Annotated in this window: 9 protein-coding genes and 1 pseudogene; 4 read left to right on the forward strand and 6 right to left on the reverse strand. The window is 42.9% G+C overall.

The genetic code is table 11. The features are described from left to right. Positions 1–11: 11 nt before the first annotated feature. The 4 genes and pseudogenes from LGZ99_RS06060 to LGZ99_RS06075 form a co-directional block, all read left to right on the forward strand. On the forward strand, positions 12–323 hold the full coding sequence (locus tag LGZ99_RS06060) for a hypothetical protein (RefSeq protein ID WP_036838817.1): 312 nt from the start codon (positions 12–14) through the stop codon (positions 321–323). A gap of 305 nt (positions 324–628) precedes the next feature. Then, positions 629–1453: a DNA damage-inducible protein D gene (gene dinD / locus LGZ99_RS06065; protein WP_036838815.1), complete on the forward strand. Its 825-nt coding sequence runs from the start codon at positions 629–631 to the stop codon at positions 1451–1453. Positions 1454–2012: 559 nt separating this feature from the next. Further along, entirely contained in the window at positions 2013–3470 is a 1458-nt protein-coding gene (locus tag LGZ99_RS06070; RefSeq protein ID WP_262978949.1) for a DNA translocase FtsK, read from the forward strand. Between the two features lie 224 nt (positions 3471–3694). Then, positions 3695–4066, forward strand: a pseudogene (locus LGZ99_RS06075) (helix-turn-helix transcriptional regulator); the annotation flags it as partial. Positions 4067–4097: 31 nt separating this feature from the next. Here LGZ99_RS06075 and LGZ99_RS06080 read toward each other — a convergent pair. The 6 genes from LGZ99_RS06080 to selA all read right to left on the reverse strand — a co-directional run. Further along, on the reverse strand, positions 4098–4436 hold the full coding sequence (locus LGZ99_RS06080; protein WP_036838812.1) for a virulence RhuM family protein: 339 nt from the start codon (positions 4434–4436) through the stop codon (positions 4098–4100). Positions 4437–4513: 77 nt separating this feature from the next. Continuing rightward, the gene (locus LGZ99_RS06085) at positions 4514–5731 is read right to left on the reverse strand and encodes an MFS transporter (RefSeq protein WP_036838810.1); all 1218 of its coding nucleotides are present in this window, start codon (positions 5729–5731) and stop codon (positions 4514–4516) included. A gap of 47 nt (positions 5732–5778) precedes the next feature. Continuing rightward, positions 5779–6699: a PfkB family carbohydrate kinase gene (locus tag LGZ99_RS06090; RefSeq protein WP_021324121.1), complete on the reverse strand. Its 921-nt coding sequence runs from the start codon at positions 6697–6699 to the stop codon at positions 5779–5781. Between the two features lie 769 nt (positions 6700–7468). Continuing rightward, positions 7469–9118 (reverse strand): LTA synthase family protein, encoded by a 1650-nt coding sequence (locus LGZ99_RS06095; protein ID WP_036838809.1) that lies wholly within the window; start codon positions 9116–9118, stop codon positions 7469–7471. Between the two features lie 129 nt (positions 9119–9247). Then, the gene (gene selB, locus LGZ99_RS06100; protein ID WP_036838807.1) at positions 9248–11107 is read right to left on the reverse strand and encodes a selenocysteine-specific translation elongation factor; all 1860 of its coding nucleotides are present in this window, start codon (positions 11105–11107) and stop codon (positions 9248–9250) included. Between the two features lie 34 nt (positions 11108–11141). After that, a partial coding sequence (gene selA, locus LGZ99_RS06105) for an L-seryl-tRNA(Sec) selenium transferase (protein ID WP_262978950.1) occupies positions 11142–11968 on the reverse strand: 827 nt, incomplete at its 5' end.

Here is an 11968-nt window from a genome sequence, read left to right on the forward strand (position 1 = left end):
GGCGGTGGAAAATGGCACGAAGACAGAAGAAGAATACACCCTCGATAGTCGCCACGGTCACAGGAAAGATTACCGTTGCCCCCAGACGCATAAAAAGCCAGACAGGGAAAGTCATGGCAGTCGCTACTATGCAGGTACAGAGCGATAAGCGCAGTGATTATCCGCTGCGTGTCGTGGGCTTTGATGAGATGGCGCTGTCAGTGATGTTGTTACAGAAAGGTCAGGTGATCACTGTTATGGGGAGATCTTCTTACTGGCAGGGCTATCAGCTAGCTGTCTCCTCAATCACTCAACGTCGCGACCTCTATAGCTTAGAACGTTAAACGTACCAACCTACTCACTTCCGACGAAATTCGTCGTCAGTCATTAGCTCAAGGCGTTTAGTGTACTGACTTCACTTCATTGATTGTGGGGATATCAGATAACGACAAAGCAAATGATTAATAAAGTGAAAGGTAACAAAATAATGTGGAGGTTCAACTACCGAGGATTTTCCGATAGTTCGATAGCCACAGTGAGATTACGGAGAGGGTTATTCTTGGATGGCATAACAGTATTTGAATTACACTAAAGGTAAGCTATCCGTATTATCAATCTATACCACTAACAAATATGAGAGGTTCGATACATGGAGCACCACCACCAGCCATTTGAAGAAATAAAAAGAATTGATGAGTCTGGTATCGAATTCTGGTCGGCTAGAGAGCTTTCTAAGCTTCTTGAATATTCAGAGTACCGTCACTTCACACCTGTTTTAGAACGAGCTAAAGAAGCCTGCTCCCATAGCGGACACAATATTGAAGACCATTTCGAGGATGTCCTCGATATGGTCAATATTGGCTCAGGTGCACAAAGAAAATTAAAGGATGTAATACTGTCTCGCTATGCCTGCTACCTCGTTGTACAAAATGGCGATCCTAGCAAGCCAGTGATAGCGGCAGGGCAGACATATTTTGCGATTCAAACTAGACGGCAAGAGCTAGCAGATGATGCGACATTTAAAAGACTACGAGAAGATGAAAAGCGGCTATTCCTGCGCAATGAGCTAAAAGAGCATAACAAGCAGTTAGTTGAAACAGCCCAGCGAGCAGGCGTAGAAACAAATATTGATTTTGCTATTTTCCAAAATCACGGCTACCAAGGTTTATACGGTGGACTAGACCAGAAAGCAATCCACCAGCGAAAAGGCTTAAAAAAATCACAACGAATATTAGATCACATGGGGTCAACAGAACTTGCGGCTAACTTGTTTAGAGCAACGCAGGCCGAGGAAAAGCTGAGACGAGATAACGTAAAAAGTAAAACGCAAGCAAACCAGACTCATTTTGATGTTGGAAGAAAAGTAAGAGATACGATCCAAGAGTTGGGCGGAACAATGCCAGAGGATTTACCATCACCAGAGAAAAGCATCAAACAATTAGAAACGATAGCAAAGAAAAAACTCAAAAAGTAATCACATCGCTAATATGTAGCTTTCATGATTGTACACATTTCAATCATCCCAGTGGTACACCTCGTTTTACCGTGTACCCAAGGGTGTACCCCTAGAAAATATTGAATAGAGCCAACCCAGTAATGACAAGGCCTAACACCCCATACTCAATGAATGGATTCATTCCACATCACTACACGAAGCCAGTATAGATACTGTTTTTACTGGCTTTCAATTCAAATAAAAGGGTAGAAATTTGCCACTACGGTATTACCGGTAGGTTGGAATATTATCTGTCTTAACAATGGAAACACAGCTAACAACAAGATTATGCATCTAGTTGAAGAGGAAACCGTATATGAGGATTAATCCTGAGGATTTTGAGCTGCTAGTTGAGCGGGCAAATTACAAAAAAATACATAAAATTAAAGGCAATAAACCATCAGCCAATATTCAGATTCGATCATCTTGACGAAATGGCTATACTAAGGAGTTTTTAGATAACACAGAATTCTGAACACGCTCTGGATTATAGTAAAACTTTCTAGATGTCAAAATCGAGGGATTTATGCCTAACACTATGATAAATAAACTACCAGCATTTGATTTATTACTCTTGCCTCCTGTAAATGAGGCTCAGGTAGCCAGTTCAGAACTGCCTAAAATGGCTGAATCAATAGAATCATGCTTGGCAGCTTATGGTATTGAGGCCAATGTAAAACATATATCTCCGGGACCAATGTATATTCATTTTGATCTGCTTCCAGCATCCGGCATTAAAGTTTCCCAGATTGCTAATTTATCTCACGATATAACACGCTCTCTTTCTGCATCTTCTATACAAGTTGTGCCAGTCATACCGGGTACACCATATATCGGCCTGGATGTACTTAAAAATAGTCGTGATACCGTTTACCTACGTACAGTTCTGGATTGCGCTCAGTTTAGAGACGTTGATTCTCATCTAGCGATAGCTTTGGGTAAAGATATTTCTGGAAAACCCATCATCACAACTTTGACTAATATGCAGCACTTGCTAATCGGGGGAATTACAGGATCTGGTAAGTCTACGTTTATTCACTCCATGATTCTTAGCATACTATATAAAGCTACACCGGTAGACGTTCGCTTTATCATGATTGATACGAACATGTTGGAACTTTCTGTTTACAAAAAACTACCTCATTTACTGACAAGAATCATTAGCAATACAGAAGAGGCTGTTCATACGCTACATTGGTCCATCAGTGAGATGGAACGGCGTTATAAACTACTGTCAGTACTTGGCGTTCGTAGTCTGGTTGAATATAACCAGCGTGTACAGCAAGCAGCAGATCTGAGCCACCCTATCCCTAATCCTTTCTGGGTCCCTGCTGATGGGGCAAATATGACAATGTTGATGCAATTACCCAATATTGTTGTTGTGATCGATGAGTTTTCCGATTTGATACTTAAAGCAGGTAAGGAGGTAGAAACATTACTAATATCTCTCGTTCAGCAAGCTCATATTACTGGTATTCATCTAATACTTGCTACTCGATATATCTCAGTTGATATCATTACCAATCTGATTAAAAGTAATATCCCTACACGAATTGCTTTTTCAGTATTCGATAAAACTGACTCACGTATTATCTCAGGCCAAAATGGCGCTGAATTACTGCCCATAGGAGATATGCTTTACATGGCTCCTAACTTGGTTGAGCCACTTCGTTTACACGGTGCTTTAGTGCATGAACAGGAAATATACGCAGTAATACAAGACTGGCAAACATATGGTCAACCTCAATATATTGAAATTATTCCTGTGAATGATTATGAAGCACTAACGTTTGAAGATGAAGAGCTTGATCCATTGTTTGATCAGGCTGTCATTTTCGTCGTAGAAAAAAAACGGGTATCAATATCTGGAGTCCAACGCCAATTTCGAATCGGCTATAACAGGGCTACGCGTATTATTGAACAAATGGAGACCTCTGGTATCATCAGTATGCCTGATAATAATGGCAACCGGAGTGTATTGGCTCGACCATCATAAAAAAACAAAGAGCAAGTTACTTCTGCAAATCACATTCAACTTTTTTCTCGTTGTATACCAGTAGCACTGGAATAGCATTAAGAGGCGCATCTGGCTGCCATGTCATGTTTACATTTCCTATTTTTTTCGATACGTTGCGAGTATATGTTGATGACATCGACACGTAAAGATTTTATGTCGAAAAAATAAGAGAATATCGACGTGTCATCAACAAGCGTCGATGCACTATCCGTAAGCAGTTAGGTGAGAAAGCGATAGATTTGTTGATTGATACCCGCGAGCAGGAAACCCGTATCAATTACAAACAGGCAATGAATGGAACAACCAATCTGCAAGAACGCGTCGAACATCTGGTTGCCATAAGATGCCGTGAAGGTTACATGGCTCAATGGTCACATACAGAAAATGGCGCCATTTTGCTGATAGAAAACCATTGCCCAATTTGCGCTGCCGCTAAGGTATGCCAGGGTTTTTGCCGCGCTGAACTGAATGTATTTCAGGATATACTTCAAGCTCAGGTAGAACGAGTAGAGTATATGCTCACCGATTCACGGCGCTGTACTTATCGCATAACTAGCAATATTCACCCGGAATAAAGCAAAAAATAAAAAGTGAATATTCATTCAATTATAGGGTTGCCCATTGGCGAAAACGTGTTGCGGTATGGCTCTGCACCCGATAACCAACAGAGATAATAGCATCCAGATTATAATGTTTAGTTCGGTAGTTTTTACCATCTACGGCAGTAGTAAAGAATTCCTTTACTACTGCATCTTCAATTAATTCCTTTTCTCGAAAGATATTTTTTAAATGTTGGCCAATATTTTGCTTACTGGTCTGAAACAACTCCGCCATCAATGCTTGCGTCAGCCAAACTGTTTCATCCTGAAAACGAACGTCCAATCGGGTTTCCCCATCTTCGGTTTGATAGATAATAAACTGCGAATGATTATCCGTGTTTTCCATTTTTTTCTCTTCAAACAAGTACCGGGTATTGCACAAAGCAAACCATGAACACGATGTCTTTGGCAATACCAGCTTTATTAAACTGCTCTGCTACTTTCTATATTCTCTTCTCCGTTAAACATAAAAAATATCCCGCCAGTCAATAATATCAATACACCGGATATCATTAAAAGGAGTTGAATATTAATATAGTCAGCAATTGGACCAAATATCACCATCCCTAACGGCAAAGAGCAGGATATAGCAATTTGAACCAAACTAAATACTCTTCCCATCATCTCCGGCTCGACTTTTTCCTGCATAATAGAGATCATTGGTGCGTTAAAACAAGGCGTTATAGCGCCCAAAGAGATGTTTAATGCCAGATACAGTGGAAACCAATATGCATTACCAAGAGCAATCATAAATATACCGAACAGTGTGCAAGCTATTCCCGTTATACGCAGTTTATTTTTATATTCACTCCAAAAAGAAATCAGCAATCCACCTAACAATGCTCCGGCACTAAATGTCATTTCATTAACGGCTAAACGCCATGACTCTTCACCAAATGTCCTGTTAACCAATAGAGGTGTCAAAAAAGCAGCCGGACTAATCAGGAAGCAAACACAAATCAGAAAAATCAAAATATTTCTGATTAGCTTATTCTCTTGCAGATAGCGAAAACCCGCTAGCATCGCCTGAAATTTATTATCCGGTATGGAATCAGAAGCTATTTTGGCAATAGGAATAAATGCAACAATACTGATACCAATAACAGCAGTAGCAACATCCACTAAAAGAATATTCTCAATCGAAGTCTGAGAATACAAAAAACCACTAATGGCTGGAGAAGCCAGCATCGTCAGTGAATTCAGAGAAGTATTAAGACCATTAACCCGCAACAGTTTCTCTTTCGGGACCAGTTGTGGAATGATAGCACTAGCCGCCGGAGCCTGAATGCCTGTACCAAATGAGCGGATAATCAGTGCCACAAATAGCAGCTCAATACTCTTAAACCCAAGCATAAAAGAGATCGCTAAACCAAGGGTCACTAATGCAATCAGCGCATCAGAGGCAATACAGAGTAACTTACGGTTGTAAGTATCAGCCCAAACACCGGCAAATAAAGAGATTAATACCTGTGGAAGAAATGCGCAGAGTACCGCGATAGCCAACATTTCTCCTGATGAAGTATTTAAGGTGATATACCAGACAATCGAGAATTGGACAATAGAAGAACCAAGCAGAGAAATTGTCTCAGCTAATAAAAAAAGAGTTATTTTTCGTTTCCAACCTGTATGTAATGCATTCATTTTAATCACACCTTTAGAAACCTGAATCCCTTGTGTTTGATTGATAATTATTCAAACACAAATTCCTTTAGTTCTTTTATGGTCGGCGCACCCGCAGCACCAGAACGACTGACAACAATGGCAGCAACGCGATTGCCAAGTTCAACAGCATCTTTCAGCGACATTCCCTGTGATAAACCAGCCAGCATGCCACTACTATGAGCGTCACCCGCACCGATGGTATCCACCACTTTCACTTTATAGGCAGCAACATGTTCTGGGTCACGATCAGGCAAACATATCCATGTACCCTGTAAACCTAACCGACAGATAATAGTGATTTTTCTTTTGCTGGAATAATGGCTGGCCTGAACGACAGGATCACCTTCCCCACACAACATAGTCATTTCATCACGATTCAGTGTCAAAATAGTTCGGCCAACAGGCAATGCATCAATAAAAGCGGAATCTATATTGGGTAAACGGGGACCAAAATCCAACAATAATGTCTGTCCAGGTGGTGACGCCAATAACCAGTCACACAAAATCGCCGTTGTTTTGCTCGCCATAACATAACCACTGGAGTAGATATATCCCCTTTCCGGTAAAGCAATAGCCGAGAGCATTGCCGAACTCCAGTCAACCTCACAACCACTAACAGAGACAAAACTTCTTTCACCATCCGGTTCAACCATTGCCAGACACCAGCCATTATCAAGCGATGAGTTGGTTAATGTAACCTCAAGCCCAAGAGCCTGCATCTCTTTAGTTATCCGCTTCCCCCAATACCCGTTACCAACGGGTATACCATTAACCACAGGGATTTGCAGACGAGCCAAAGCCCGGGCAACATTAAAACCTGAACCGCCAATCTGTTGATCAATTTCTTTGGCTTCCTGGTCTTCACCACTGCGAGGAAGCCTTGGTAAGCTAAGAACAATATCACCTGCGGCAGCACCAATTACGGTAATCGGCAGTAAACCCCCCATTAGTCCCTCCTTTTACTGGTCAAATATAAGTCATAATTCCATCAGACTGACAAAGAAAGAGGCAAATAATCCAGAACTGGGATCCACATCAACAGACCATCAATAAATCCACTGTTGATAATCCTATTTACGGTAGATAAAGATCGCTTCCCAGAAATGGCCCCGGCCATGGTACCGATGGCATCCGCATCTCCCCCGAGGTTGGCGCAAAAAATCACACACCGAACCGAATGACCATCAACTCAATCCACCATGACCAGAGCACAAGGAACAGACTCCAATGATGTCCATTCCGGCACCAATAAAGTCATAAAGTTCTTTCAGTTTATCCAGCCAAAATGCAGCCACTTATTGCAAGATCCATCGTTCAGAAGACATACCTGTTGCATCACCAATTGCCTGACCATAGCCATAGAAATAACCTGGAGTAGTATCTAATACGGGTTTAGTCATCCTTAATATCCGAATCAAATGCATAAGAAATATTTATACTTTAACATCAATCAGCCTCAATAAAAGTCGGCCTGTATAATTATGTGATATCAATGTGACTGCTCCCTGTCAGATCGGACCAGACTGATTACTTTATCCGTTGTTATTCGCCCCTGACACGTCTGACATAGGTATGCGAACAGTCCGATAAGAAAAATGATTGAGAGTGAAATTGAAAAACAGTTGCAGAAAGTTGAAATTGGAGAATATTTACCGACATCTGAAGTGCGGCAAGCGCCATATTCATATGACACCCACCCACTTATTATTTTATGGCTTACTTTTTACCTGCCACTTCTAGTTGCTGATAAATATAGTATTTGTAACTATCCACCAGCGCTTTATCCTGACAATCATCCAGCGCCCCCCGACAAAGGTGACGCATCGTCATATTCGCCCGGTAAAAAGGTGAAGCATCCAATTTAGCCCTCTCCATAATCATTCCACCAAGGAATGAAATATCCGTCAGCTCATTAGTCTGAACAGGGTTTCCCTGTTTTAGGTTATCCCGCATAGTGAACTGAGTGATATAACCCGGATTTAAAAATACGCTATTGTACTGACTTAGCTCAATATTGGGTTGATGATCACCAAAGTAGAGAAAAATGGTAGGCTTTTCCCGTTTAGCGACAAACTCACTGAAATCTTTGAATGCCGGGTCAGAAGCCTTGATTTTCTCCATATAGTGACTGAATTTACCAACCGCCTGTAAATTTTTCACATGCCCGGAAAGTCCGTAATCATCTGAATGATCTTCATCATATGGGCCATGTTCATACATAGTCAGTGAGAAAATAAACAACGGCTTATCGGTTTCCTGTGCCAGAATTTCTTTCACATAACTCAACATCTCTTGTGTAGAGATGGTCCACAGATTTTCATCAGGGCTGGCGGGATACCCTAACTCCTGCGGTTGGATAATACGGTCAACACCCAGTGTCTGATAAGCATGACCAGAATGATAGGAGGATTTATTAAATGGTGTCAGAACAACAGTGTAATAGCCATTCTGTTTCATCTCACGGAATAAGCTGTATTTCAGGTGATCAACGATAAAATAAAAAACAGCATTTTTGCGCGAGCCAAAATCATCGGTATTCAACCCCGTCAGGGCAGAGAATTCAGATAACCAAGTACCCCCACCGAAAGTTTGTACCCGCATTGGACTTTGTGCGCTGACCCCGGGATCCCGCTGGAACATATAAAGATCCGGCAGATGGGCATCATCAGGCAACTGATAGATATGCGGAGTAACAGTAGACTCCTGCAATAACAACACCACATCGGGTTTGATTTCTGACTGAGGCACAGGCAGCGTGACATTCTTAGCCTGTTGCAGGAAATAATCGGATGATTGCCCAAACTGAGGCACACGATGTTTGGCATCTTTAGCCGACATCACCATATTGGTCACTGTACCACGCCCTTTTGGCAGTGAAGATTCCCATTGATCTCTAAACGCGTTGGCAGTAACGCTCACTTCCCATGTACAGAACGCAACCAGCACCAGGCTGGCAGTACGCCATTTGAAACTACGTAAAGGTGATGATTTTTTCCAGCTCAGAGTCATATTAAACATCAACCAGATAAACATAGCGACAATTCCCAGGCCAGCCAGCCAATAGTGTCGCAATGTTTCCTGATTAGAAGGATCAAACATCAGGTTAAGGTCAGAGAACATCAGTTGTTCTTTGTAGTAATGAACCTTTATCTGATTAAGGAATTTAAAGATAATAAACAGTGTTCCGGTAAAGGCGGCAGAAAACAGCAACCGGGCTGACACAAAAAACACCAGACCAAATATCACACCAAACACACCGACAGCTATCAGCGCCGGGTAAATATCTTCACTTTTTTCAAAAACCAGTATTAAAGTTGCAATAAACAATAATCCCAGATAAACACCCGATATTATCTTTCTTTTCATACCGTACCAAATCCCGTTAATAGAAAGCTCACGCCGATAACAGTTAGCAAAAATAACACAGGCTGGTTAAATCAACAGAAACAAAACTGTAATTCTGCTGAAATTGCCCACATTTTAGGCAAAAAATTATCAGAATAGTCCATTATCCCTAAGAATATGTGATTCAGCCTGACGGCGGGTAAAACCACTGTGATCAAAGAATTCCAGGATCTGAATAGCCAATTTACGACCAATACCTAATTCATCACGAAAATCGGCGGCAGTAATCGCACCATGATTTTGATTAAACTTGCGGATAAGTTCCGCGAACTGCTGAATTCGTTGGCTACCGTAATAGCGATCCGGAACAATGGCGGTAATATGTCCCAATTGAGCTGATTTTTTCAACAAACTGCGAATTATCGCCTCTTCTTCCTTTAAATCAGAAGCCAAGTCACGCACCCACCAGGGATCATCTGTAAAATAGGGAGCGACTCGTTGCCACAGTTTTGCCTGTTCATCACTGAAAGCCAAACCCTGCTCAGGAAGATATAACCAACCATGTGACTGTTTTAATTGCCCATCCCTGAGCAAGAGATCTATCAGAGTATAAACCAGCGCTTCATTCAGCGCCGGCAACGCCATCCGTTTCAGACGAGCCCTTCCCAAACCCAGTTGATCAGCATGTTGCTGATGGTATTCAGCCAAAACCTGTAACAATTTCTGTTCCGCCAATCCAGCATTGCTCTGTGATAACACCATACCATCGGCAATAATCACATCCATATCAGCCAGTAATTGGTGGAGATCCGCTTCCGTTAACTGGCGCGCCCAGGAAAAATGGCTGAGAGAAAGTGCGCCTCGCAGCAAATGGAGTGTTAAGTTAGCCGCATGGTCCGATGTTTTGGCAAGCTGGGTAAGCCAATGCAAAAATTCTGGCTGGCGCTTACCACGGCGGGGAGAATTGAGGTTTATCACCCGTGCCCCGGCAAGTGTTTTTCTGGCACTGATATCGCGCAATATCAGCCGGTCATGCTCAACCAACCATAATGGGCTATCAAGCACCAATTCAGCCAGCCGAGGCGTATCAGAAAGCTGATTCAGTAATGAAATCCGACCCGTTATATGGCTAGCGGCATGATGAATATGCAGAGATTGCCAATTTCGCAAAGGTTCATCAGTTTCCACTTCCACCAGTACCCTCTCCACATTTTCAAAAGGTTTTTGGGAAAGTAGCCAGTCACCGCGAGAAACCTGTTCTTTACTCACATCACCGATGATATTCAGTGCAATACGCTGCCCGGCCTGAGCCATACTTGTCTGTTGATTCTGAGCGTGCAGGCCACGCACTCTGATTTGTTTATCACTACCGGTCAGCCAGAGAATATCTCCGGCACTAACCTGGCCGGCCAATGCCGTTCCCGTCACCACCAGACCCGCGCCTTTTACACTGAAAGCGCGGTCGATTGCCAAACGAAAACGCTGATGTAATTTTTCATGCTGCTTATTTTGCTGATGTAACTGCAACAGATGTTGCCTCAGAGGAACAACACTTTCTTCCTCAGTGGCAGCCGTGACAAACAGAGGGGAACCAATCCAACCTTGAGTTACCAGCTCATATTCAATCTGTTGGCGAACGTCAATTATCCGTTGCGGTTCCACCCGATCTGCTTTAGTGAGCGCAACGATCACCACCGGGCAGCCAATCAAACGCAGAATAACTAAATGTTCTCTAGTCTGAGCCATTACCCCATCGTCACAAGCGACCACTAACAAAACATGATCGATACCACCGACCCCAGCCAGCATATTGGCGAGGAATTTCTCATGTCCGGGCACATCCACAAAACCAATCGAAGATCCATCCGACTGCGGCCAATAGGCATAACCGAGATCGATGGTCATACCCCGTTTTTTCTCTTCCGGCAAATGTGCCGTATTAACGCCGGTAATAGCTTGAATCAGTGTGGTTTTACCATGGTCAACATGACCTGCTGTGGCAAAAATCATAGTAGTTTCAGAAAATTATGGTAGTTCCAGAAGATTATAGTAATAGTGCCTGCAATAATTCCTTTCCATCTTCAAGGCAACGTAAATCGAGCCACAAGCGCCCTCCAGAGATACGGCCAATAACGGGTTTCGCTAATCCACGCCAACAGCGGGCCAGCTGTTCCAGTGTACTCCCTTGACCATCAGCGGCAGCGAAAGTTAAAGCCCAACTAGGCAAACGATCAACCGGCAGCGAACCACTGCCAATCTGTGAATAACATGGCTCACTACGAACAATAAACCGGTCACCATAATATGCCTGAATCTCAGGCAATAGCTGTTGTGCCATATCATGCATTTCTTGCTGTTGGCGGGTTAACAAACGCAACGTTGGCAACTGCCGGCAGAGTTGTTCAGGGCGCTGATACAACCGTAAAGTCGCTTCCAGAGCTGCTAAAGTCATTTTGTCTGCCCGCAAAGCACGTTTCAGTGGATGACGCTGGATAGCTTCTATCCATTGTTTTTTACCAAGAATAATTCCAGCCTGTGGCCCCCCCAGTAATTTATCACCAGAGAAAGTCACCAAATCAATGCCTTGGTCCAGATAATCCCGGGGCATAGGTTCAGCCGGCAACCCATATTGCGCCATATTAATCATGGAGCCACTACCCAGATCAATTGCCGTAGGAATTTGAGATTTCACCCCCAAAGCGGCCAATTCACTACCAGACACTTCCGCAGTAAAACCTTCAATAATGTAATTACTGGTATGCACCTTCATCAGAAGAGCAGTCTCTTCATTGATAGCCTGCTGATAATCTCTCAGGTGAGTGCGGTTAGTCGTACCGACTTCAACCAACTGGCATCCTGCCTGAACCATCA

This window comes from Photorhabdus temperata, from assembly GCF_025384845.1.
In the GTDB taxonomy this organism is placed as follows: Bacteria; Pseudomonadota; Gammaproteobacteria; order Enterobacterales; family Enterobacteriaceae; genus Photorhabdus; species Photorhabdus temperata.